Raw genomic sequence first — 23,147 nt, forward strand, 5'->3', positions numbered from 1 at the left:
AGACCATGGCATCTTTGACAAACGCAATACCCGAAAAAACCATCGAGCGCCTGAGCGAATACCGCCGCACGCTGCTGGCCAGCCACAAGCAGGGGATCACGCATATCTTCTCGCACGTGCTGGCGGGCATCCACGGCATCACGGCCGTGCAGGTCCGGCGCGACCTGATGCTGATCGGCTTTTCGAGCGACACGAAGAAAGGGTACGACGTGCAGGTGCTCATCGAATACATCAGCCGAATCCTCGACAGCCCCTCGCAGATGAATATCGCCGTGCTGGGCATGGGACACCTCGGACAGGCCATCACCAAATATTTCAACGGCAAGGGACTCAAGCTGAAAATCACCGCCGCGTTCGACGTCGATCCCGGCAAGGTCGGCAAGACCATCGACGGCATTCCGTGCTACCACATGGATACGTTCGAAGAGGTCGTCGAGGACAAGGACATCAGCATCGTGATCGTCTCCTCGCCGACGCAGGTGGCGCCGAGTCTGGTCGTTCCGATCATCAACGCCGGAATCCGTGGCGTGCTGAACTTCACCTCCACGCCGCTGAACTTTCCGCAGGGCATCGTGGTCGAGAATTACGACATCACCACGCTGCTCGAAAAGGTAGCCTATTTCGTTAAGGAGAACGAAGAGAAAAACAGCAGCAACACCTAAAAAAGAGCGGCAGGAGAGAGAGCAATGAGGGTTTTTCACGGTTTCGAAGCGCTTCCGCATTTCACGCATCCGGCGGTGACCGTCGGATCGTACGACGGCGTGCACAGCGGCCATCTGAAACTGCTGCGCACCGTGACCGCCGCGGCCCGCGGGCAGGGCGGCGAAAGCATCGTATTCACCTTCGAGCCGCATCCCCGCATCACGCTCGGCAAGGCCGACGGCCTGCGCCTGCTGACGACGCTCGACGAGAAAATCTGCCTCCTCGAACGGCTGGGGATCGACAATCTGGTCATCATCCCCTTCGACAGAGCCTTCAGCCGGCTGGCTCCGGACGAATTCGTCCGCGACTGTCTCGTAGGCCATACGGGAGCCGAAACGCTCGTCGTAGGCTTCAACCACCGCTTCGGACACAACAAGCAGGGCAGTTACGATTATCTGGACAGCCACGGATTCGGCCTGCGCGTAATAGAGGTTTCCGAATGCGACGTGGACGCCGAAAAAGTAAGTTCGACGGTGATCCGGCGGTTGGTCGAAAAGGGCGAAATGGCGCGCGCCGCGCATCTGCTGTCGCACCCCTATCTGGTAATCGGCCGGGCGCAGCGGAACCGCATCCGGGTGGACGATCCGCTGAAACTCCTGCCCCCTCCGGGCGAATACGACGCACACATCAACGGCAAGCCGGCCCGGCTCACGGTCGATGCCGCTCAGGAACTGATAACCCGCGACATACTGCCCGAAGGGCGTGTCGTCATAACATTTTAAACCATGCTGAGTTACGACTGTCAAATAAGGGTTTGGTACAAGCATACCGACCAGATGGCGATCTGCCACCACTCGAACTATATCTGCTATTACGAAGCCGCGCGCAGCGAATTGCTCCGCTGGCTGGGCATGTCTTTCGCCGAGGTCGAGAAGCGGGGCATCATGATGCCGATTCTGGAGGTGCAGTCCAAATACCACCGTCCGGCCTATTACGACGAACTGCTCACCGTACGCATCATGCTGAAAGAGCTTCCCACGGCCCGCATCAACTTCTTCTACGAAATCTACAACGAAAAGGGCGACCTGCTCAATACGGGCATGACGCAGCTGGGCTTCATCCACAGCGACACGCGCCGCCCGTGCCGCGTTCCCGACTGGTTCCTGCAGCTGGTCACCAACAAGTGGACGGAGGAGTAGAAGCGGCAGCGACACCTCCGATGATTCCCGCTACGGCAAGGCTCCGGAGCGACGCAATGGCGGAGACTCCAACGGAACGATACTGAAAAACACCGCATACGAAAGAACCGCACCCATCGGGATGCGGTTCTTTTTTCCGGAACGCGACTTCGGCTATTTTTCGATCAGCGAAATCGAACGCTGGATGAAGTCGGTCAGGTTCTTGCCCTTGAGCATGCCGTTGGTCAGCAGCGCAAGGTCGATGATCTGCTTGACGAGCCGGTTTTCGCCGCCGATCTCGCGCAGCCGCTGGTCGCGTTCGTCGCGCAGCGTGACGATCTTCTTCGACAGCTCCTCGCGCGTCGATTTCTCTTCGGGAGTCAGCTCATCTTCCTTCTTGCCCTTCACCACCTCGTCGAAGCGGTTCTCCTCGGCGACCGCCGCGTCGATCTTCTTGGTGATCGACTTCAGCTTGTCGCCATAGGCCTTCTCCGCGTCGGAGAGAATGTCGGCGACGATGGGGTGGTTGCCGTTTACCGCAATGGTGAAGTTGTCGGGCATCTGTCCGTAGAACTGGCTCATGCCGCCTCCGCCGCCCATCGCGGCCATCTCTTTCATACGGCGCATGAATTCGTTCTGCGTGATGACCACGGGCGCTTCGTCGGGCGACATGGCCTCGAACGAAATGTTGTAATGGATCTTGTCGTCCTTGGGCATCTGGCTCTCGAATACCGGGCGCAGCAGCTCCTGCTGGGCTTCGGTGAGCGACATCTTGATATTCTCCTCCTTCTGGATCAGCTTGTCGATCACGTCGCTGTCCACACGCACGAAACGCGTCTCCTTGTTCTTCGACTCGTACCAGTTGATATAGTGGTTGTCCAGCTGACCGTCCATCAGCAGCACGTCGTACCCCTTGGCCTTGGCCGCTTCGAGGAACGTGTGCTTCTCCACGGGATCGTCCACATAGAGGAAGACGACCGTCTTGTTCTTGTCGGTCTGGTTCTCCTTCACCTTCTCCAGATACTCCGCAGGCGTGAAATACTTGCCCTCGATGTTCTTCCAGAGCATGAACTCCTGCGCCTTCTCGGAGAACTTCTCGTCGGTGAGGATGCCGTATTCGATGAATATTTTCAGATCGTCCCACTTCGCCTCGTAGTCCGCGCGCATGGTGTTGAACAGCTCCTGCAGACGGTCGGCGACCTTGCGGGTGATGTAGCTCGAAATCTTCTTCACGTTGGAGTCGCTCTGCAGGTAGCTCCGCGACACGTTGAGCGGAATGTCGGGCGAGTCGATCACGCCGTGCAGCAGCGTCAGGTATTCCGGCACGATGCCCTCGACCTGATCCGTCACATACACCTGATTCGAATAGAGCTGAATCTTGTTCTTCTGTATCTCGAAGTTGTTGTGGATCTTCGGGAAATAGAGGATGCCCGTCAGGTGGAACGGATAGTCGATATTCAGGTGGATCGAGAACAGCGGCTCGTCGCTCAGCGGGTATAGCTCATGATAGAACTCCTTGTACTGCTCCTCGGTAATGTCGGCGGGTTTGCGCGTCCAAAGCGGATCGACGTTGTTGATGATGTTGTCCTTGTCGGTATCGACGTACTTGCCGTCCTTCCACTCCTTGACCTTGCCGAAGGCGATGGGCACGGGCAGGAACCGGCAGTATTTGCGCAGCAGCTCCTCGACCTTCGAACTTTCGGCGTACTCCAGCGAATCCTCCGAAAGATGCAGGACGATCGTCGTGCCGCGGTCATGCTCCGCATCGGTCTCCTCCATTTCGAATTCGGGCGTGCCGGTGCAGCTCCAATGCACGGTCTTGGCCTCTTTCTTATAGGATTTGGTGAAGATCTCGACCTTGTCGGCCACCATGAACGACGAGTAGAAGCCCAGTCCGAAATGACCGATGATCGACTGGTTCTTGTACTTCTCCATAAACTCCTCGGCGCCTGAGAAGGCGATCTGGTTGATATACTTGTCCACCTCTTCGGCGGTCATGCCCACACCGCGGTCGGTCACGGTCAGCGTTTTGGCCTCCTTGTCCACGGCGACGTGAATCGTCAGGTCGCCCAGCTCGCCCTTCATTTCGCCGATCGACGAAAGCGTCTTCAGTTTCTGGGTAGCATCGACCGCATTGGAAATCAGCTCGCGCAGGAAAATTTCATGGTCCGAATAGAGGAACTTTTTAATCACGGGGAAGATATTCTCCGTCGTAACCCCGATTTTGCCGTTTTTCATAGTTTTATATTTAGCTGTATTTTGATTCATTTCATCCGACCATCCATCAACAAACCGTGTGCCACCGCCCGTTTTCTGCCAAACTGTCAGTCGGGCATGACAAAGGCCGCCGTAAAAAGTTGCCGCGGCGGGATTTTTGCCGTATATTTGTCCGACTTCAAACAGTTACCACTATGGATTTTCTCTCTCTGGCAAAAAAGCGGTACGCATGCCGCAAATATGCCCCGGCAAAAGTCGAGCAGGAAAAGCTCGACATCATTCTGGAGGCGGGCCGCGTGGCTCCTACGGGCGCCAACCGCCAGCCCCAGCGGCTCATCGTCGTACGCTCGCAGGAGGGGATGGAGCGTCTGGCACGCTGCACCCGCGACTTCGGCGCTCCCTGCGCCGACACCGGCGAAGCATGGACCCGCAAATACGACGGTAAAACGATCAGCGACATCGACGCTTCGATCGTCACCGACCACATGATGCTGGCCGCAGCGTCGCTGGGGCTCGACACGCTCTGGATCTGCATGTTCAAACCCGAAGCCGTCCGCGAAGAGTTCCGGCTCCCGGAACATGTGGAACCCGTCAATATCCTGCTCATCGGCTACGGCATCGGCACTCCCGCCGATCCCGACCGTCACGACCTGCTGCGCAAACCGCTCGCGGAAACAGTCGTATACGAAACCTTCTGACCGGAACGGAAGCCCAAAATTCCCCGACGGCAAAGGCGGCGGTTTTTGCGAACCTCCGCATCCGCGCACACCGGAAGATTCCGGCTACAACCGACAGCAAAAAATAAGCGAAGGCCTCACGGGCCTTCGCTTATTTCGTATCTGCGCCGGTCAAGCGCGTTATTTGCTGCGCACACAGCGCACCATCATCGCCGTAGCAGGTACGACCCCGCCTGCGGAAACCGACGGATTGTTCGTTGTGCTGGCCGTAGACCATGCCAGATAGCAATACTGTCCCGGCTTGGTCGCGCTCTCATCGGCCGTCCATACTGAGATGATATTCGGCAGCATGGTCTTCGTACCGTCCTTGTACAACTGTCCGGAAGGCACCATGTAGATATTCTGCATGCCGTCGCTGCACATTCTGAACGCATAAGGCTCGAATTCTTTCGCCCCGTCGGCGACAAGTTCCAGAAGCTGCTCCGAAGTGGGCATACGCCACGTTCCGGCAGGCGCCACGAGCGAACACGGGTCTACATCGCCGTAGGGGACGTCCGCATAGTTCGGAATCGACTGTTCACCGGGTCCGTAAACCACACCCTGATATTTCGTCGAACTCGAAACCGTGCCTTCGAACTTGATGCCGTACTTGCTCTTCCACTTGAAGTACATACCGCGCTCCTTGGGTTCCGCAAAGGTATAGGCTCCGTCAACGACAGTCAGGTAGCCTTCGCTCCAAGTCACCGAGAAGGCGTTCGTCGCGGGGTTGGCCTCCTGCCGGACGCTCTTTCCGGTATCGGAGCCGTTGACCCAGATGGCGAGCGTGCGCTCCTCGCCCGAATTTTCGGGAACCGAGAACGAAACGGTCGGATTCTCCTTCGATCCGTTCTGCGTCAGCTCCAGCCCGTCGCTGCCTTTGATGACCACGGGGAACGACGCAAGGTCGCTCTCGCACTTTACGCTCAGCGTAAACGCTTCGTAGGTGGCTTTCGACGGAGAGTGGGATATGTAATCCACATAGTTTTTCTTTCCCGGCTGCACGAACGAGACGCCCGAATAAACCCGGTTGATGAACAGCCGCCATTCGCGGTTTCCGACTTCGTCGTTCTTGGGCACAGTCAGCGTAACCTCCGTCTCGGACGGCGATGCGTCGATGGACCGAATCTCCCCGTCCTCGGCTTCGATATCGACCTCGTAAGCCGGGAATTCACCCGGATCGGTCTTGACGGTAAGCTTGAACGAAGCATTGTCCGTCACCGAAGCCGGCGTATGCGACACATAAGAAGGCTGGCGGATATTCTTCACGCAGCGGAGCGAAGCCATGTTCGTGCCCGCAAGATCGTAATCCACCATCGAATAGTCGGCGTTGAGTACATAAATCACACCTTCACCCGCATAATTGGCGCCCAGTCCCCAATATCCGCCGAACTGAGACTTTCCGCTGATCTGCCCCGAAGCAAGTTCCAGCGCGCCGCAGAAAGGCATGAAATAGTCCGAGCTGAGATACCCCATGCCGGTAATGCCGTCCAATACATGCTGGTTCATGTAGTCTTCCCGGTCGTAAAGACAGAAAAGCTCCATATAAGTCGGCGTACGCAGCCCGGCATCGATCATCGTGCACGGATCGGTATTCGGCTGGCGGTAGGGGATGTCGGCCAGCGCCACCTGCACGGCTTCGGGCGTATAGGCCGTTCCGGCGTACGAACCGCCGTCCGACGGCACGCCGTATTTGCTGCCCTGACGGAAATAGAGTCCGAGGTCGGACATCTTGTCGGCAACGGCGAATTTACCGTCCATAAGCGTAACGTTGCCCTTCGCCCAATAGAAACCGGCCGTCAGTACGAGCGCGGCCTCCTGCCGGGCTTCGACGATCTTCGTCCATTGGGGTTCCGCACCCGCATCGGCCATCTCCACAACGATATTGCGTTCGTTCTCGGTATAGTTGCCCGCGATTTCGACGTCGATGCTCTCGGTCCGCTCCGTCACCGCCACCGGATCGCCGACCTTGTCGCCGAGCGTCACGCGGTACTGCCATTCGACGAAAATCGGATCGGCCGCACGGGTCTCGATGCTCGTGGTGAAACCGAGTTTGTAACCGCCGCCGTTGTAAGGAACCGTTTCCGGAATGGTCGTGGAGTCGTATTCGGTTACACAATAGTCTTTTAAGGCAGGCTCCTGTTCAGCCTCGACGATCCGAATCCACCGGGGGGGGGTAGCGGCATCCTCTGTTACAGCCATTTCCACGACGACCGCCCGCGGTTCCTTGCTGTAGTTGGAACCGATGACGACCGATACTTCCGTTTTGGGTTCGGTCACGGCTATCGCATCGCCGACAGCCTCACCGAGCGTCACACGGTACTGCCACGGTTCGAATACGGGAACGACCGGCTGGGAGCGAGTTTCGGTGCGGGTCGTAAAAGTCATCGTGTAGGCACCGCCTTCGGCAGGTATCGTCTCAGGAATGGTCGTCGATGCGAATTCGGTCACCGTATACTCCGTTTTTTTCGTCGGTTCCGTATTGTCGTCCGAACAGGCCGACAATACGACACACAACATGCCTAACGGAAGGCACAAGCATTTGAGTAAATTTTTCTTCATAGTACAAATTAAAAAATGAGTGGACGGCTAAAGTAGTGATTTTATTCCTCGCAAACAAACCCGGACGAACAAAAAAGTATAATCCGCACAAAATGAGAGATCGGCTAAATCCTTGTAAATATTGATATTTATTACGATTTATCGCTGCCAAGCCGAATCATGCTTACATGTTTTCCGCACATCAGATCAAAATAATACAAATCCGCAGCAAAACACGCCCCGTTGCAAGCCGAAAACCATAATACAAAAAATACCGCTCATCTTGAACGTCCATGACACTTTTTTGTAACTTTACAAGGCAGGAAGGTCCACCGGAAACTGCGCCGGATGCGCGACGAGCGAAAGACAACGGAAAAAGCAAATACGGAACTACAAATCAAAGCAATATGAAGACTAAAAAATCAGGAATACTAATTTTATTCCTTTGCATATTCTGCGTCGTCGGCTGCGACAATGACGAAAAAAAAGGACGAGAAGTAACCGATTACAAAGAATATATTCTTACCGTTGCATCCAGAAAAGTTCCGGGAGTATTGACTTCCGACGGACACAATTATCTGACAGACGTATATGCCGTAAAAAAAGAGCTGTCCGATGAATGGATTCCCTTCGGCAATATCGAAGGATTTGACTTTGAAGAAAAATACGAGTGCAAAATAAAAATCAGCGAAACGAGCTACTTGGATTACGGCATGGGAGAACCCGCATGGACGGAATATGAACGGCTTGAAGTAATATCCAAAGAGAAAAAGGATTCGGAGGAGATGCCGTTGCACTTTATTCCCAAATGGTATTATGAAAACCGTCCCCTTCCTCAATACAGATATGCAATAGAATCTGAAAACAAAGAGCTTATCGAAGAAGTTTTGAAAGCCAATCCCATCCTTCCCTTGGATTATCATTATTTGCTTTATCGGGATGAGGATAATCACCCGAAAGGGATTGCGATAAAAGACGACGACGATTTATTCGGTCCCAGCATTATAAAAAGCACAAATAGAAATCCGGAAGAAATGCCGGAGTCCTACAAGCTGCTTCCTCCCGAAGAACAGGTGCAAGGTTTCATGGAATGGACATTTTCAGATGAATCGGGAAATGCAACCGATTACCCGTCATTCGATGTGTTTGTCGCCCATTCTTCTCGATCGAGGAGCGTTGGTCCCGCACCCGACCTTGTCTGTCTCTATAAAGACCTTACAGAACATTACAAAAACCAATACCCCGATGCCGGAGTAAAAACGGTTGTCGTTTCTTTCACAATAGACATATAACAAAATAAAGGCAACGCCCTAAAACATGTCAATCCGCTGAAACTCTGGAACCGAAACCGGCACGCGGCACGGACATCCCTCAAAATCACCTATAGCGCAAAAAGACAGCGGGCCGAAATTCGGTTCGGTATTTGTAGGTAAGAGAAAATGCAGAAAAGAGTAAATATCTTGTTTACAGGTATTTAATTCTCTGTTCTGCATCTGTTCCGAGCAATAAAATTGCAGAATCGGGCAGGTTTGACGGTGAGTTTTGTTACTTATCCGTTACCTGCCCGAAATGCTTTTGTTTGCATTAAGGCGTTTGTTTTCAGTTTGTTGCATCGGATTTCCGCATAACAAATAACTTGACTTAACGTTTAACCCATCCACAAAGTTCAAGTTATTATGCAACGCAGCACTTTCAAAGTCCTTTTCTATGTAAAAAGGCAGTCGGAAAAACACGGTCAGGTTCCCGTTATGGGCCGTATCACCATCAATGGCACGATGTCGCAGTTCAGCAGCAAACTCTCCGTTCGTTCCAGCCTTTGGGATGCCAAAGCCAACAAAGCCTCCGGCAGAAGTCTTGAAGCCCAGCGTCTCAATGAAAAGTTGGAGAACATCAAGACCAATATCGGCAAGCAGTACCAACGTCTCTGCGACCGTGATTCATACGTTACGGCCGAAAAGGTCCGCAACGCTTTCCTCGGTATGGGTGACGACTGCCGCCTGCTGTTGCAGACCTTCGACGAATATCTTGCAGATTTCCGCAAGCGCGTGGGCAAAGACCGCGCTTATTCCAGTTATGAGGACTACTGCAAACGCCGCCGGCGTCTGGCCTCCTTCCTCGAATACGAGTACCGCGTCAAGGACATTGCGTTCAAAGAGCTGAAGCGGGATTTCATCGAAAAGTTTGTGGTCTACCTCTCCTCGGTACAAGGGATGCGCTCCGGGACGATCCATTCTACGCTCAAGAAATTGAAGCTGATGACCTACACGGCGTATAAGAACGGCTGGATTGCCGCCGATCCTTTCGCAGGGTTCTATGTCAAAGCGGAATACGCTGAACGACGTTATCTATCCGCTTCGGAATTGCAGGCCGTGATGGATGTCAGGCTCCCCAATTACCGAACGGGTATCAACCGGGATGCCTTCGTCTTCTGCGCCTTTACGGGTTTGAGCCATGCGGACGTAGTGAAACTCACCCACGCGGACATCCATACGGACGATAACGGAGAGCGGTGGATTATCGACAAACGGCAAAAGACAGGTACGCAGTTCCGTGTTAAGCTCCTTCCCGCCGCTGAAATGCTCTACAAGCGTTATAAGGATACATATCGCACAAGCGAGAAGGTTTTTCCGCTTAAAGGCACTTATAAAACACTGAACATGTCGTTACGTCATGTTGCCAGACATGCCGGTCTGTCGTTCAACCCGACGATTCATATGGCGCGTCATACCTTTGCCACGACGGTCACGCTTACGCAAGGCGTGCCTCTGGAAACGGTCAGCAAGATGCTGGGGCACAAACGGATCACCACGACCCAAATCTATGCTAAGATCACCAATGATAAAATCGGACAGGATATGGCGGCATTAAGCGAGAAACTCAGCAGCGTCTTCAAGGTCGCACGGTAATGGCCTCCTATCTTACAGCTAATTCGATTCCCGATCTTACTTCGTCAATAGCAGGGTAATTTTCGATGTAAGTTTTCCCGCCGGCAGGGAATTTATCGTCAGAGATGGAAATATGCAAGGCCATGCGAATCGCCCGAGGGGCGAGCCTTGCGGATTTCCATCCCCGGCGTTTTGCTGGTCGCATGTAGATTTGCAGCGTGATGTAATCACAGGTAATTTCGATATGGAGTCGCAGTGAACCGGGGCTTGTCGTAAGCTTTGAGGCTTGGCGGTAGATTTGGACTGCGACTCCATTAACCAGAGAGAATGGCTGTTTAGAATTGTAGGTTTGAAGACCTGGTACATGTGATAGCATACGACTCTCACAAAACTAACAAGTTATGCACTATTTGTATTATGTGGGTCTGGATGTGTCGAAAGAGACTTTCGATGCGTCTTTGGTCGCCTTCGAGGATGCAAACGAGATGGCTCACCGCAAATTCGCCAACTCCCGAAAAGGGATCTGCTCGTGTCTGCACTGGGTTGAGAAGCGGCATGGTATTCGGCTCGACGATGTGATTTTCTGCGCCGAGGATATGGGGAGCTACATATCCGAGATGGCGGTTTGTGCTTCCGACAGGACGCTGAATTTCAATTTTTCACTGATCTCGCCGTTGGTAATCAAGTATTCGATGGGTATTGCCCGTGGCAAAACAGACAGAGTGGATGCCCGGCGTATCGCCGAGTATGCGATCACTCACTATCGGAAGATAGCCCTTTATCTGCCGGCAGAGAAGGAACTGTGTCAGTTGCGCACATGGCTGATCTTAAGGGCTCATCTGGCAAAACAACGTGTAGCGAAACTGGTGTTGCTCGAAAAATTAGACTACAAAGAGAAATTCGCGGATGTATCTATTCAACGTTCCATGCTCCAGGAGGAGATCGCGTATGCAGAAACTCATATGAAAACCATCGAACGGGAAATGAAGGAACTGATAGCCGCCGACAGCAACATTTGCCGGAACTACAAGCTGCTGACCAGCATCAAAGGTGTAGGGCCGATCACGGCCATTGTGATGCTCTGTTCGACGCTTAATTTCACCAAAATCACAGACCACCGCAAGTTTGCCTGCTATTGCGGGCTGGCTCCGTTCGAACATAGCTCCGGCACAAGCGTTCGCGGGGGATGCCACACATCGAGCATGGCGAATCGAGACATTAAAGTACAACTGAACCGCAGTGCACTGATTGCCATCAGGTGTGATCCGCAACTAAAGGCATATTACGAACGCAAAGTGGCTGAAGGTAAACATAAATTCAGCGTCCTGAATGCTGTGAGGGCCAAAATCGCCGCCAGATGCTTTGCCGTCGTAAGGCGTGGAACACCATATGTAGCGTTGCAGATATAATCCGGCATACATATCTGCCATTCGATAAGATTTTGAGATCATTCAAAATCTCAAAATCTTATTGTCGGAACAGTCCGTCTAATTGGGAGCCGAACCTACTCATAATTAATGTATTGTCATTTCCGTACTCCGCAAATTAACGATTCTGACTATGGGATGCAAGGCTATACAAGCGCTTCGCGGCCTTGCATCCCATAACCAGAATCATTTTGCTAAACGCTACGACAAAAAATGACAATTTCCGGGCATGAAACTTTTTGCAGCTTTTATTTGGTTTTATCTTAGAATTCTACCGTCGGAATAGGCGGCTTTCTGCGGCCCGGACGCTACCCTGCGGACTGCCCCTCCAATAGCCATAATCCACGACACGCACGTCATATACCCCAATAGGCATAACAACCGCTCCCGACGTTTCGTTCAGCTGTCCGTTATAATTCGCATTGTCTGTTCAAAACGGTCGTCTGTTGTTCTTCTTCTCGTGGAGATAATTCAGCTCACCGCTGTAAATGTCCATGACAAATCGCAGCATATTGTCGACCAAGGCCGTAAGCCTTGTACTCTCATTCCCTAACAGGTGGAGTATTTCCGATACTTTGTGCTTGGTTCGGGTACTGACATAGATCGCAGAGCGGTTGCGGCAATCCACCGGAGCGAAGAACGTGCGTTCAAAATCCGGTAGCGTGAGCTTTTTCCGACGGAAACCGGAATGTTCTTTTACGGTACTCGCAGTGGAGTCTATGCCTGTTTTCTCAGCAGTCGGTGCCGATGCTCCGGATACCGTTTCCGATGTGTTTTCCTCAAGAGCGTTCGTATCTTCCTCTTCCGGCTCGGGAATCCTGCGGACGACTTCCGAGTCCAAAGGGGCTTGTCCGGCGATCATCTGACGCATCAGTTCCTCGTCGACTTCGATACGGGGACGCTTAGCAGGATTGGGTGCGGGGTTGTCTTTTTCCTTTAATGAATCCATGGTGCAACGTTTTTGAGATTGATTGTCAGCCATACGAGCATAGAGTATGTATGTCTGGTTTATTGGGTTAAACCATTCAAAATACCGTTTTCTATTTCATGCAGTTTATATCGGGATAATGAACGCAATAAGAAAATCGACCTTTCATGCTGCAAGATACAACTGGGTGAAATACCTCGGTTCCGATGTCCGCTCCAGACCGCTCCAGTCCGTACCGAGGGTTTGTTTTGGCGCTGTCCCGTCCTGAAAAAGGTTTACAGAAAAGAGTAAATCTTATGCAGCAAACAACGAATTCAGACTTATCACGTCATTATTTACCGCGTCAGTTGCGTCATCTGATTTTACAGGAGTATTTGAGCGGAGTCAAGACGGCTCGCCAACTCTCCGAAGAACATGGTATTCCCATGTCTACGATTCATAAGATGGGTCAGCGGTGGAAAGCGAAAAATAGTTGTAGCTTTGTGAGTACCCCTAATCCTTATCCGATCATGTCCCGCGTTACGAGTGAAGAAGCCAGTGAATTATTATCCGAGAACAAAGCCCTTCGGCGGCGCTTGGAAGAGGCTTTATTACGTCTGGAAGGCTATGAGATCATGGGAGATATCCTCCAAGAAGAATACGGTATCGACCTGCTAAAAAAATCCGCAGCCGGACAGTCCAGCGTCTCAAAGAAAGACACACAGCAATGAGCCTGTCGTTTCTGTGCGGGTTGTTCGGCTATACCCGTCAGGCCTATTATAAACATTTACGGCGTAATAGGGAAGGATCTTTGTCCGACACCCTTCTTTTGGAGCGGGTGGGTTACTACCGGAAACTGATGCCCAGGCTCGGCGGTCGTAAACTGTGGCATTTGCTGCAACAAGACGGATTTCCGGTCAGTCGGGATCGGTTATTTACGCTGCTTTCGGAAAACAATCTTCTGGTCAAACGTCGGAAGAAATACAGCGTTACGACCTGCTCGCGGCACTGGATGCGTAAATATCCGAATCTGATCCGGGGTTTCGACCTCGAGCGGCCGCATCGTTTATGGGTCGGAGATATTACGTACATTTCTTTGAAAGAAGGATTTGCATATCTGGCTTTGATAACGGATGCCTATTCCAAACGGATCGTAGGCTATAATCTGAATACGACATTGGAACGGGACGGAGCGCTCCGTGCACTGAGGATGGCCATAGACCAGACTCCGCAGCAAAAACGGCAAGGGTTAATCCATCATTCGGACAGAGGATGCCAATATTGTTCGAAAGAATATGTGAAATTACTGACCGATAATGGGATTCGCATCAGCATGACTGAAAAGGGCGATCCGTATGAGAATGCCGTTGCCGAACGGGTGAACGGTATTCTGAAGAGCGAATGGATCGACGAGGAATGTTTTGAAAGTTTTCAGGCAGCAAAAGAACGCATCGACCAGATCGTTATCCTTTACAATTCACTCAGACCTCATGCCAGCTGCGATTGGCTTACGCCCTTGGAAGCGGAACTTAGAACCGGGAAACTCAAACATCATTGGGGCCGAAAGACGGTTGTTCGGAAGGCATATGTAAACTTATATCAGGACAATATTTTTTGAACCAAAATGTTTATCTTTAATTATCAATCACTGTAAACCTTTTTCAGGACGGGACACGCCCGCATGGTTGTAATATTGCAGAGGGAAACGACCCACCCTCGGAAGCCGTAGCGGAGGTTTGGCATAGATTTTTCGAAAATTTTTCCGCCGCGGATTTTTCGCCTCACTTGAGGCGAGCGAGCTGTACCTTTGTATGCCGAAAATTTTTTCGGCATACGAAAGGAGCTCGCTCTGCGAGGCCGGGCGTTCTCCCGAGTCGAACGCCTTTTTAACCGATATCATGAATACCGACCCAAAACAGACAAACAGAAATGCCCGGAAATCTGAAACACCAAGCTACAAGTACTCTTTCTGGTTCAATGAAGAGCACATCCGCTTCAAGAAGCTACTCTGCAAGTCCGGATTGGAGCATAACAGGAGCCAGTTTATCGTAAAACGCATTTTCGGAGAAGAGTTCGTCGTCATCAAACGCGACCCGTCAAAGACGCAGTTTATCGCCCGGCTGAACGACTTTTATTTTCAGTTTCAGAAACTCGGCAATAACTATAATCAGATTGTAAAGGCTGTCAATTCGCACTTTTCCAACGTCGCTATCCCGCATCAGATCGCTATGTTGGAGCAGCGAACAAGAGAATTAAAGGCTCTGAGTATCGAGATTCTGAGCTTTGCGAAACATACTGTGGAGTGGTTGCAAATACGACCTGCTGGGACAGATCACCGAGGACGGTCCCATGTCACAGGAGGAGTTCGAAGCCATGCGCCGAAATCTTTCACGCAAGCGAAAGCCACGGCGAAAACGGACTATATCACGCTAAATGAACAGGCCGGAACATTTATTCCGGCCTGTTGCTAATGTGAAGTGTGCGTCATCAACGGAGGAGCTACAAAAGAGCAATGTCCTCCGGGAGAATATTAAAAACCCACGAGAAGTTTAATTGATCGCTATGACTATATTTTTTCGTATATAGCCGCCAATAAGATTCATTGAAGAATTGTCTGCCCTCTGCGTTCCGGTCTATATATTTCCATATTTTCAGTAATTGACCATCTTTGGAACAGATGCTTATACACCATTCTTGTTCCGGCTTACCGTTCCACGCATCGTAAAATGTGTCAAAAGTGGGTTCTCCTAAATATTGAAACGGACTGAAGCTATGAACTAATACCGAATCTCCGGGATCGACAACAGCATCAGTATCAATGAACGGTGACGTAGTAATAATTAAAATCTGATCGGTATTGTTTTTTGCATACCATGAAGTTGCATGCGTAGCCACCCATTTCTTCGGGTCGCATGATATGCTAATTAGTGTAATCGCAAATATGAAAGCAATCTTTTTCATGGCATTTGTAAGTTACTTAATGTCTGTGGGGTAAATATCGAAAACCCATGTAAAGTTTAATTCGTCGCTATGGCTATATTTTTTCATATATAACCGCCAGTAAGATTCATTGAAGAATTGCCGCTCCTCTGCGTCTCGGTCTGCATAATTCCAACTCTTTAATAAGCTCCCTTCATTCGAAAGAATATCAGTATGCTGATCTTGGACCGCTGTTTTTTTCCAAATGTCATATAAGCCGTTGAAAGACGGAATACCCCAATGTTGCGGAGGACAAAATGAATGAAAACAGACGGAATCACCCGAAATAATTGTTAATATCGACATTAAATGTCCGGGAACAGTTGTTATACTTATTGGCTCATTAGTTGCGTTTTTCACATACCAGTAGGTATAATGAGTCTTTAAATGCTCAGGTGGATCACATGAGACACCACCCAGAATGATTATACATAGGACGAATATTTTTTTCAAAATAGATTGATTTTAATTTATTACAAACTCATGGCATTTGTGAACTACTCAATATCTGCGGGGAGAATGTCAAAAACCCATGCAACCTCACAAGTAGATACATGTTGGAGTTGTGGTTTTTGATAAAATCTCCATGAAGTTTCTTGGAATATTCTTACTGACGGATCATTTTTATCCGAAATTTTCCAAGTTTTAAGTAATTGCCCATTTTCTGACAGGACATCCAGATTTTGTTCCACCCCATTCCCGTTCACGTTCCATAATTCATAAAATAGATCAAAAGAGGGAAATCCCAATTTTTGCATAGGTAATCTATGAAAAACAGATATAGAATCTCCCGGATTCAATAGCCGTTCCGTCCTGAAATCACGCTTCTTAATTACAATTGGTTTCCAAGTCATATTTTTTACGTACCAATGTGCACTATTGGTCGGCTCGGTAGTATGAAATATTCTGCATGATACGAACAAAGTAAGGCTGATAACAGCAAAAATTATTTTTTTCATAGACCATAGTTTTCGTGTAAAGATACAAAGGTTCAGGGAACAATGTCCCTGAACCTGTTAAATATATTAATTACCGCAAGTTATTTCAAGCTGCGCGCCTTGATTAATTGTAAACGGAGAGTTTATAGTAACAGACTTGTTGGCCCGAAAGGTCAGTTTCGCACTATTCGTTACAGTAACATTCCGCGTAAGAATATTATTCCCTGAAAAAACGAAAGACGAAGAAACCGTTTTGTTGGTATAAAAGGCATCATGCGTCAAATCTCCGGTATCAGGTTTGGGGACATTCGGGGTAATCCCGTTGTCCGTAAATGCCTTTTCGATCTCATCAGCCTTTTCGGGATATTTTTCGTACATTTTTGCGACTAATCTGTCATAGGTATCGACCCCAACGACCAAACAATCATATATCTGCTTCTTAGTTAATACTTTATCCCTTTGCAGGTCCCAAAACACATGAGGTTTAAGCCAAGTATGCACATCCGGATAATCATCCAAAAGACCTGACGGATTGTATTTTTCATAGGCCCGGATATGTCCCATTGAGTAACCCCACATTTCACCAATTCCACAAAGTTCTGCATTCTTACCCGTCCCGTTTCCATAAGAACCGTATGTCATAATATAGCTGATATACTTCGCCCAATGCGCACTTCCTACTTGACTGAAATGACTGGCGTGGGACAACTCGTGATTTACAACGTCATAAACCTTCCGGTAAGAGTGTCCACCTGTTCCTATCGTAATATCAGGTAGAACCTTTTTTAGCATTTGATTCAGCACCGTTGCAAGAGTACCGTAACCGATATTGATAAAAAAGTTTTTCCACGATGAATTACCGTTATACCCAATAGGATGTACAATTCGGCGCAACATAGGTGTCGAGGATGTCGTCCAGCGTTTGAAAACCCAAATTTTAAGATTACGGGGCGGTTTGGCAATTCCTGTTTCTTCGCACATTTTATAGTAATCGTAGGTTGCATTATTAACAGCCGCCCAATCCCAAGCAAAACTTCCAGCATTTATATCGCGTGAGTGTCCTCGGTTACTATGCCAACCCATATTAAGATTGGCCCGTGCAATCGGCCCCCAATTACCCCAGATGTCAAAACCTTTCCTGTTGTCAAAAACAATCGCGTAATGCGGTCCGAATCTGAATTTGCTGTCCATTGTATAATGGCCGCTTTCGTCCGTAAATGTCGTAGACCATTTAATAAATCTATGGCATCTGATTTTAACTCCTTTTACCGGAACAAAAGCACCTGCATAATCATCGTAAACTCTGATAGTTCCCTCCGGTCTGCGTTTTCCGCGAGTTTCCGGTTCCTGTTCTTCAAGGGGGTATCCAAGACTTAAAAAAGCAGCTTCCTCCACATTTATAATACCCCCGCGAGTGGGTGAGATTGTTTCATCTTCTGCCGGAATATAGCATTCTTCAATCACCTCATAAGGTATTTCTTTGGGAAATGCGAAGTCTGGCTTTACGGTTGTATACAACCAAGTAAAACTACCCTCCGGAATAGTCGGGTCTTGATAAACCGCATCTTCCGGAAGTTCGATATTGAGCGGATAGTCGAACAGTTCGAGGTCATAATCGTTTTTCAGGGCAATAAGTTGTAAACTGTCCTGCGGTAAGAATCTGACGTACAAATCCGTCGGTTCAATAGTTTTAGAAACATTATACGAATCGTAAACTCCCTGTATGACATCAACCGTGTACGGATTCGGTAAAAGTTCATATTCTACCATATCACTTCCATCCGAACGGGTTTTTGCGAGTGCCGGCGCGTTGGAATTATCATCGGTCATAATGTCTGTTTCGTCTTTGGTACAAGAGGACAGCATCACTGCCAATAATAATATCACCGAATATATTTTCTTCATAAAACAGTTTTATGTAATTCCGTCAAAATTCAATGATTTCCTATTTCCCGGCAGCTTTTAATTGACTTTCCAATGCAGCGACGCGCGCGGTTAACTCCTGAATGGCGCCCGTCAGAATCGGGATAAGGGCGGAATAATTGACAAGACGGTCACCCTCTTCTGTCATGGCGACTGCTCCGGGAATGATAGCTTCTAATTCCTGCGCCAAAAAACCGTATTCCTCCACACCGCTTTGCACGGGACGAATATTGAATCTTTCGTATTCGCTTTCATCCCTCCAATGATATTTCACGGGATTCAATTTCAGCACCATATTCGTTGACGGGTTAGATTGTGCAGGCGCTATGTTAATGGAAAAAGCAGACCGGGAAACGGGTGTCGTTTTCAATGAGCGAATATTGGTTTTCAGTTTTTCATCCGAAGTCTGATACATCGTGCGGCAATAAAGGTCGATATACAAGGACCTGTCGCTATCCAAAAACACAAGTTTATTGGTTGTAGTAGACATACGGGGATCGGCTGCATGAATGTGCATTTTGATACCGTTCTGGTCCGTGGCCCCCCAATAGTGCGCCCATCCCGCCCAACTCGTCGTATAGGTTTTATACATACCTCGTCCTACGGTGAGTTTGCCGTCCTTGTAGGTCATTTGGGCCAAGCAGTTAATCGTAACTGAAAGAACAAACAGAATGGTGAAGATCGTTTTTTTCATAAGACAAAATTTTAAGGGTTAAAAGTTATTTTGAGGTTTGGAAATTGGCGTTTTGAATATTGTGGACACGATCATTTTCCGAACGTGCGGGTATATGAAACCGACGGCATGATAGGTATCAGCACCGTTGCCTTATAGCTGCCCCGGTAAGGGTAAATGCTCACGGGGTTTTTGTGCCATGTGGCGTTGATGATCGAGAACTGCCAGTTGCGCACGCCGTTGCGCTTGCGGCGCTCCATGTTGTAGCTGACATCGGCGCGGAAATAGTTGCGCATCCGCATCGTGGGATAGGCCGTGATGCCGATGATCGGATTACCGTCCGTATCCGGATAGCTTTCGTTCGTCAGGCGATACGGAAGCCCGGAGCGCCATGCAACATTGAGTGAAAAGGTATGTTTTCGGCCCGGTCGCTTCACCACGTCGTAGCTGACGAACGCATTGAAATCGTGCGGCACGTCATATTCAAACGGATAGGTTACGCCGTCCGAGCGGCGGCGGGAATCGGTATAGGTATAGGAAGCCGTCAGGCTCAGGCGTTCGGTCTGGTACTGGAGCATTGCTTCAATGCCGAACGCTCGTCCCGTGCCGTAAATGAAGCCGCCGTTGCCCAGCAGGAAATCGTCGCTGTCGTAGATCAGCGGCAGGTTGCGCATTCGTTTATAATAGCCCTCTACCGAAAGGGGCAGGTTTTGGTGCAGCTTCGCACGGCCACCGAGCGATACCTGCCATGCGTGTTGTAACCTGCCGTCCCGAAACGGGGTCCAGAAGTCAATCGGCATCGAGTAGTAATAGCGGTTGAATTGAACAAGCGCCTGAGAATTTATCGTCCCCGAAAGCCAGACCGCATTGTCGCGGCCAAAATCATAGGATAGTTGCGCACGCGGCTCTACGGCATATCTTGTCTGCTCCGAATTGTCATAGACCGCGCCCCGCACACCCACGTCGGCCCGCCAGCCTCCCCATTGAAAGCGGTTGTTCAGGAACAGCGCCCCCGAAACAAGCTGCTCGGAAGAATAGCCGCGGTTCTTGTGCTGTCCGTTGATGATGCTTTTCGTGTGCATCGGTTCGAACCGCTGGTGCGAAAACGCAGCTCCGTACTCCAGCATCCAGATATGCGAAAGCCGTTGGTCGAACGTCATGCGTGCTCCGAACTCGTGGGTTTTGAAAGTCGTTTTGCCCCAATTACTGAAACCGTCGTCTTTAAATTTTGTTTCCTGACGGTTTTGCAGGTAGGTATAGTAGGCCACCACCGAGGAGCGCAGATTATCATTCCAACGCGATTCCAGCCGCAGGGATGCCGTAGTATTGCCCCAGCCGAACCCGTTTTCTGCGTGATCTTCCTTGTTCTTCATGTGGTCGTCGCCGGAATAGATTCCGAGCGAAAGCGTATGATTTCGGTGAATGTCGTAAGTCAGTTTCCCCGTCACGTCGTAGAAGCCGTAGCGGACAGCGTTATCGACGATTGCAAGCACCGCTTCGGGAAAGAAGTAACGTGCTGAAATGAGGTAGGAACCCTTATCGCGTTTGATAGGCCCGTCGAGGGTCCCGGCCAACGACAAGGTTCCCACCGTGAGCGACTGGCGGTGATTTTGTCGGTCGCCCTCGCGTGTGCGAATCTGCGTCAGGGCCGAGAGCCGGGAGCCGTAGGCGGGCGATATGTAGCCTTTCGACACCTCGGCCGATTGGACCGTTTCGCCGCTGAAAATCGAGAGGATGCCGTAGGCATGCGCCTGATTGTAGATCGGCACGTCGTCGTAAAGAATTAATGTCTGGTCGTTGCTGCCGCCGGTGTACAAGGCTTTCAAGGTGGGGGCAAACCTTAATTACCGGAATCTAAACCGGGATCTGGTAAAGGCAAACACCGTGACGGTCGGCCCGGAGTTGGCCTATTACGCCCTGAAAGGACGGAAATTCTCGCTCCTGGGGATCGCAGCCGGGACGATCGGCTACCAAAAAGCCAAGGCGAAAAGCGATCTTGTGTACCTGGCGAAAAGCAAGGCTTTCGTGTATGGATACGAGGTCGGGATAAGGCCGGAAATGTTGCTAAGCCCGAAAGTGGCTCTTTTTGCCGAATACAGGTTTGAAATGTTGTTTAACTCCATTCTCCGGAATAACAACCATGTCGGCCTGGGGTGCGTGATCTATTTATAAACTTAAATAATTGAAGGTATGAGAAAGTATTTGTATTTGTCGGCCGTATGCGTGTGCATGGCATTGTGTTTCGTCGGTTGCAGCAAGGACGACGACGAACCGGGAGGAAAAGGGGCGATGTATGAGGTAACGATCGAGCAGTCGGGAGATTTCCGCAGCTTCATTAAGTCGGTCGTGGTAGTCGCCAACGGTACGCGGTTGAAAGACGGGGCGACGGGGGAAAGCCTCGCAAGCCCGTTGATTCTAAGCGATGAAGAACTGGCCGTCGAAAAGGTGACGTTAACCACGACGGGAAAGGCGATCGAGTTCGCCGTTTCCGGTAGTGTCGTGGACGGGGAGGACGGTGTCGTGAACGAGCCGATGCAGTGGGTTGTGACCGTTTACAAGAACGGAAAGGAGATCGAGAAAAAGAGCCTTTCTTTCCGGGACGGGAAGGAGATCGGTATGGATGATCTTAATCTGTATTATAATTGACGTGACGACCTGAATGTCCCCCGGATGAATGTTCGGGGGATTTTTTTTCTTTTGGGCGTTCCCGTGGGACGGTCGGGCTTTACGTTTCAAGTCCTCGCCTAAAGGCTGTGGGCTTTACTCTGCAATCCCTAACGCATGGCTGAAAACTCCTCTTGCCGGTGGTGTTCTTCTTCATACAGCCTCATGCGTTCTTGTAATGCTTCTTTTAAATTGTCGCTTTTTTTCAGTCCGAGTTTGGCACGTATGTTCGCTCGTTGGCTGGTTATGTTTCCGCTACTCCGATGTAATAATTCGCATATTTGGCTGACGGTCTTGTCTTGCAGTATTAAACGGCAGATGTTTAATTCGGACGGGGATAAATTGGGATATATTCTCCTGATTGTATCAAGTTTACTTTTTTCCTTTTTCTGGTATGCGGCAAGGGCTGTAAAAAGATTTTCTTTGGATTGTTCCCCTATTATGTTTAACAGGGAGCTTGTCTTTTCTTCCGGGTTATTCTCGCTTAACAACTCGGCGAACGCGAATAGTTCTTCCTTTTTCATTTGGAGACGTTTCAAAAGCATTTCCTCTTCCTCTTTTAGCAAGTTGCTACTTTTTAGCAAGCTGCTGATATTACTGTGTAAGGATCTTCCTAATAAGGGGATCATGGTGTATATGATGATGATCAAAGGCAGATAACTGTATAGGAACGGTTCGTCGGTGATAAGTGTGCAGATTGTATAGGAAGCTATGGTAAGGGAGGACAATAGGATGGAGATATTACTCATATAGGCACAGATGGAAAGCATGGTAAATAAGAGAGAGATAGTAATGTTACTCATTATCAATGCTCTTTGATAACTATATTCATATCCGCTACATATTGAGCAATAAATTATCTCGATAAAAATCTCGATATGTATGGCTATCAGTATAATGGAAAAGGTCGTGGTCAGATTTACTCTCTTTTTAAAATAAGCGAGAGTGCACATAATGATAAACAGGAATAATACGCTGTTAATATAATAAAACTGTTCATTGGGAAATGGAACTGAATATATGTATATGGGTGCGCATAAGGCCAGCATGAGCAGGGATAGATGAAAGACACGTTTTTGTTGATACGTTATTATCATTTCGCTTTCTTTTTTGTCGTAAGTTTGAGTTTTTATTGAACTTAGAAAAGTAGCGGCTTTTGTGCTGAATTTCATGTGTTTTATTGTTTTAAGTGTTATTAAGTATAATGTTTCCTGCAAAAATAACTGTTTTTTTTGTATGTTTAAGTACTTTTCTTTATGATGTTAAGTGTTTTTAATTGTTGTGTAAGCGTGATTGGCTGCTGTGGTAAGTGTTGTAGCTGTTGTGTGGTTGTCTTTTTAAGTATTTATAAGTTTAAAATACTTGTTTTTTGCTTTGGAGGTTGGTTTATAGGTGCATATCTTTAGCGGTTGAAATTCAGGGGGTGTAAAAGCCTGGGTTTGGATTGTCATATTAACAAA

Annotated in this window: 22 protein-coding genes; 12 read left to right on the forward strand and 10 right to left on the reverse strand. The window is 49.4% G+C overall.

What is annotated here, in order from left to right; all coding sequences use genetic code 11:
• Positions 1 to 5 precede the first annotated feature (5 nt).
• Genes ALFI_RS15165 through ALFI_RS15175 form a run of 3 tightly spaced genes read left to right on the forward strand, consistent with a single transcriptional unit; the run spans position 6 to position 1,841 of the window.
• A complete protein-coding gene (locus ALFI_RS15165; protein ID WP_014776466.1) occupies positions 6 to 662 on the forward strand; it encodes a redox-sensing transcriptional repressor Rex in 657 nt (218 codons plus the stop codon).
• A 24-nt stretch (positions 663 to 686) separates the two neighbouring features.
• A complete protein-coding gene (locus ALFI_RS15170; protein ID WP_014776467.1) occupies positions 687 to 1,424 on the forward strand; it encodes an FAD synthetase in 738 nt (245 codons plus the stop codon).
• Between the two features lie 3 nt (positions 1,425 to 1,427).
• Positions 1,428 to 1,841, forward strand: a complete 414-nt coding sequence (locus ALFI_RS15175) for an acyl-CoA thioesterase (protein ID WP_009598976.1) — start codon at positions 1,428 to 1,430, stop codon at positions 1,839 to 1,841.
• A 153-nt stretch (positions 1,842 to 1,994) separates the two neighbouring features.
• Here the strand turns inward: ALFI_RS15175 and htpG are convergent, their stop codons facing one another.
• Entirely contained in the window at positions 1,995 to 4,058 is a 2,064-nt protein-coding gene (gene htpG / locus ALFI_RS15180; protein ID WP_014776468.1) for a molecular chaperone HtpG, read from the reverse strand.
• 173 nt (positions 4,059 to 4,231) lie between these two features.
• On the opposite strand from htpG, the gene ALFI_RS15185 reads away from it, so the two are divergent.
• Entirely contained in the window at positions 4,232 to 4,735 is a 504-nt protein-coding gene (locus tag ALFI_RS15185; protein WP_014776469.1) for a nitroreductase family protein, read from the forward strand.
• Positions 4,736 to 4,894: 159 nt separating this feature from the next.
• Here ALFI_RS15185 and ALFI_RS15190 read toward each other — a convergent pair whose 3' ends face one another.
• The gene (locus ALFI_RS15190) at positions 4,895 to 7,312 is read right to left on the reverse strand and encodes a hypothetical protein (RefSeq protein ID WP_014776470.1); all 2,418 of its coding nucleotides are present in this window, start codon (positions 7,310 to 7,312) and stop codon (positions 4,895 to 4,897) included.
• Positions 7,313 to 7,698: 386 nt separating this feature from the next.
• Between ALFI_RS15190 and ALFI_RS15195 the strand changes: the two genes are divergently transcribed.
• The 3 genes from ALFI_RS15195 to ALFI_RS15205 all read left to right on the forward strand — a co-directional run bounded on the left by ALFI_RS15195 (position 7,699) and on the right by ALFI_RS15205 (position 11,585).
• On the forward strand, positions 7,699 to 8,583 hold the full coding sequence (locus ALFI_RS15195; protein ID WP_009598944.1) for a DUF4377 domain-containing protein: 885 nt from the start codon (positions 7,699 to 7,701) through the stop codon (positions 8,581 to 8,583).
• Positions 8,584 to 8,967: 384 nt separating this feature from the next.
• The gene (locus tag ALFI_RS15200; protein WP_014776471.1) at positions 8,968 to 10,197 is read left to right on the forward strand and encodes a site-specific integrase; all 1,230 of its coding nucleotides are present in this window, start codon (positions 8,968 to 8,970) and stop codon (positions 10,195 to 10,197) included.
• A gap of 380 nt (positions 10,198 to 10,577) precedes the next feature.
• The gene (locus ALFI_RS15205) at positions 10,578 to 11,585 is read left to right on the forward strand and encodes an IS110 family RNA-guided transposase (RefSeq protein WP_014774945.1); all 1,008 of its coding nucleotides are present in this window, start codon (positions 10,578 to 10,580) and stop codon (positions 11,583 to 11,585) included.
• 448 nt (positions 11,586 to 12,033) lie between these two features.
• Here the strand turns inward: ALFI_RS15205 and ALFI_RS15210 are convergent, their stop codons facing one another.
• Positions 12,034 to 12,552 (reverse strand): DUF3408 domain-containing protein, encoded by a 519-nt coding sequence (locus ALFI_RS15210; protein WP_009596716.1) that lies wholly within the window; start codon positions 12,550 to 12,552, stop codon positions 12,034 to 12,036.
• A 185-nt stretch (positions 12,553 to 12,737) separates the two neighbouring features.
• On the opposite strand from ALFI_RS15210, the gene ALFI_RS15215 reads away from it, so the two are divergent.
• The 3 genes from ALFI_RS15215 to ALFI_RS15225 all read left to right on the forward strand — a co-directional run bounded on the left by ALFI_RS15215 (position 12,738) and on the right by ALFI_RS15225 (position 14,981).
• The gene (locus ALFI_RS15215; protein WP_244264956.1) at positions 12,738 to 13,241 is read left to right on the forward strand and encodes a hypothetical protein; all 504 of its coding nucleotides are present in this window, start codon (positions 12,738 to 12,740) and stop codon (positions 13,239 to 13,241) included.
• Complete coding sequence (locus ALFI_RS15220; RefSeq protein ID WP_014775986.1) at positions 13,238 to 14,128, forward strand: IS3 family transposase; 891 nt, start codon at positions 13,238 to 13,240, stop codon at positions 14,126 to 14,128. Before ALFI_RS15215 ends, ALFI_RS15220 begins: the two co-directional genes overlap by 4 nt.
• 280 nt (positions 14,129 to 14,408) lie before the next feature.
• On the forward strand, positions 14,409 to 14,981 hold the full coding sequence (locus tag ALFI_RS15225; protein ID WP_227042975.1) for a plasmid mobilization protein: 573 nt from the start codon (positions 14,409 to 14,411) through the stop codon (positions 14,979 to 14,981).
• Positions 14,982 to 15,009: 28 nt separating this feature from the next.
• On the opposite strand, the gene ALFI_RS15230 is transcribed toward ALFI_RS15225, so the two are convergent.
• The 6 genes from ALFI_RS15230 to ALFI_RS15245 all read right to left on the reverse strand — a co-directional run bounded on the left by ALFI_RS15230 (position 15,010) and on the right by ALFI_RS15245 (position 20,849).
• Positions 15,010 to 15,471 (reverse strand): hypothetical protein, encoded by a 462-nt coding sequence (locus tag ALFI_RS15230; protein ID WP_042493819.1) that lies wholly within the window; start codon positions 15,469 to 15,471, stop codon positions 15,010 to 15,012.
• Positions 15,472 to 15,483: 12 nt separating this feature from the next.
• A complete protein-coding gene (locus tag ALFI_RS16715) occupies positions 15,484 to 15,942 on the reverse strand; it encodes a hypothetical protein (protein WP_081488119.1) in 459 nt (152 codons plus the stop codon).
• Between the two features lie 44 nt (positions 15,943 to 15,986).
• Positions 15,987 to 16,448 (reverse strand): hypothetical protein, encoded by a 462-nt coding sequence (locus tag ALFI_RS17070; protein WP_009598106.1) that lies wholly within the window; start codon positions 16,446 to 16,448, stop codon positions 15,987 to 15,989.
• A 66-nt stretch (positions 16,449 to 16,514) separates the two neighbouring features.
• Entirely contained in the window at positions 16,515 to 18,332 is a 1,818-nt protein-coding gene (locus ALFI_RS15235; RefSeq protein ID WP_014776474.1) for a hypothetical protein, read from the reverse strand.
• Positions 18,333 to 18,372: 40 nt separating this feature from the next.
• Positions 18,373 to 19,044 (reverse strand): tail fiber domain-containing protein, encoded by a 672-nt coding sequence (locus ALFI_RS15240; RefSeq protein WP_014776475.1) that lies wholly within the window; start codon positions 19,042 to 19,044, stop codon positions 18,373 to 18,375.
• Positions 19,045 to 19,115: 71 nt separating this feature from the next.
• Positions 19,116 to 20,849 (reverse strand): TonB-dependent receptor plug domain-containing protein, encoded by a 1,734-nt coding sequence (locus ALFI_RS15245; protein WP_155835675.1) that lies wholly within the window; start codon positions 20,847 to 20,849, stop codon positions 19,116 to 19,118.
• A gap of 1 nt (position 20,850) precedes the next feature.
• Here ALFI_RS15245 and ALFI_RS15250 point away from each other — a divergent pair, with 1 nt between their 5' ends.
• Positions 20,851 to 21,195 carry a conjugal transfer protein TraO gene (locus ALFI_RS15250; RefSeq protein WP_167537974.1) on the forward strand — a complete coding sequence of 115 codons (345 nt, stop codon included), beginning with the start codon at positions 20,851 to 20,853 and terminating at the stop codon, positions 21,193 to 21,195.
• 18 nt (positions 21,196 to 21,213) lie between these two features.
• Positions 21,214 to 21,669, forward strand: a complete 456-nt coding sequence (locus tag ALFI_RS15255; RefSeq protein ID WP_014776477.1) for a DUF4425 family protein — start codon at positions 21,214 to 21,216, stop codon at positions 21,667 to 21,669.
• Between the two features lie 128 nt (positions 21,670 to 21,797).
• On the opposite strand, the gene ALFI_RS15260 is transcribed toward ALFI_RS15255, so the two are convergent.
• Positions 21,798 to 22,859: a helix-turn-helix domain-containing protein gene (locus ALFI_RS15260; RefSeq protein ID WP_007756689.1), complete on the reverse strand. Its 1,062-nt coding sequence runs from the start codon at positions 22,857 to 22,859 to the stop codon at positions 21,798 to 21,800.
• Positions 22,860 to 23,147: the final 288 nt, after the last annotated feature.

The organism is Alistipes finegoldii DSM 17242, assembly GCF_000265365.1.
Taxonomy (GTDB): domain Bacteria; phylum Bacteroidota; class Bacteroidia; order Bacteroidales; family Rikenellaceae; genus Alistipes; species Alistipes finegoldii.

Bases quoted from the DNA above. Each gene is read 5' to 3' on its own strand.
- ALFI_RS15165 (WP_014776466.1), top strand. From the start codon at position 6: ATGGCATCTTTGACAAACGCAATACCCGAAAAAACCATCGAGCGCCTG.
- ALFI_RS15170 (WP_014776467.1), top strand. From the start codon at position 687: ATGAGGGTTTTTCACGGTTTCGAAGCGCTTCCGCATTTCACGCATCCG.
- ALFI_RS15175 (WP_009598976.1), top strand. From the start codon at position 1,428: ATGCTGAGTTACGACTGTCAAATAAGGGTTTGGTACAAGCATACCGAC.
- htpG (WP_014776468.1), bottom strand. From the start codon at position 4,058: ATGAAAAACGGCAAAATCGGGGTTACGACGGAGAATATCTTCCCCGTG.
- ALFI_RS15185 (WP_014776469.1), top strand. From the start codon at position 4,232: ATGGATTTTCTCTCTCTGGCAAAAAAGCGGTACGCATGCCGCAAATAT.
- ALFI_RS15190 (WP_014776470.1), bottom strand. From the start codon at position 7,312: ATGAAGAAAAATTTACTCAAATGCTTGTGCCTTCCGTTAGGCATGTTG.
- ALFI_RS15195 (WP_009598944.1), top strand. From the start codon at position 7,699: ATGAAGACTAAAAAATCAGGAATACTAATTTTATTCCTTTGCATATTC.
- ALFI_RS15200 (WP_014776471.1), top strand. From the start codon at position 8,968: ATGCAACGCAGCACTTTCAAAGTCCTTTTCTATGTAAAAAGGCAGTCG.
- ALFI_RS15205 (WP_014774945.1), top strand. From the start codon at position 10,578: ATGCACTATTTGTATTATGTGGGTCTGGATGTGTCGAAAGAGACTTTC.
- ALFI_RS15210 (WP_009596716.1), bottom strand. From the start codon at position 12,552: ATGGATTCATTAAAGGAAAAAGACAACCCCGCACCCAATCCTGCTAAG.
- ALFI_RS15215 (WP_244264956.1), top strand. From the start codon at position 12,738: ATGTCCGCTCCAGACCGCTCCAGTCCGTACCGAGGGTTTGTTTTGGCG.
- ALFI_RS15220 (WP_014775986.1), top strand. From the start codon at position 13,238: ATGAGCCTGTCGTTTCTGTGCGGGTTGTTCGGCTATACCCGTCAGGCC.
- ALFI_RS15225 (WP_227042975.1), top strand. From the start codon at position 14,409: ATGAATACCGACCCAAAACAGACAAACAGAAATGCCCGGAAATCTGAA.
- ALFI_RS15230 (WP_042493819.1), bottom strand. From the start codon at position 15,471: ATGAAAAAGATTGCTTTCATATTTGCGATTACACTAATTAGCATATCA.
- ALFI_RS17070 (WP_009598106.1), bottom strand. From the start codon at position 16,448: ATGAAAAAAATAATTTTTGCTGTTATCAGCCTTACTTTGTTCGTATCA.
- ALFI_RS15235 (WP_014776474.1), bottom strand. From the start codon at position 18,332: ATGAAGAAAATATATTCGGTGATATTATTATTGGCAGTGATGCTGTCC.
- ALFI_RS15240 (WP_014776475.1), bottom strand. From the start codon at position 19,044: ATGAAAAAAACGATCTTCACCATTCTGTTTGTTCTTTCAGTTACGATT.
- ALFI_RS15255 (WP_014776477.1), top strand. From the start codon at position 21,214: ATGAGAAAGTATTTGTATTTGTCGGCCGTATGCGTGTGCATGGCATTG.
- ALFI_RS15260 (WP_007756689.1), bottom strand. From the start codon at position 22,859: ATGAAATTCAGCACAAAAGCCGCTACTTTTCTAAGTTCAATAAAAACT.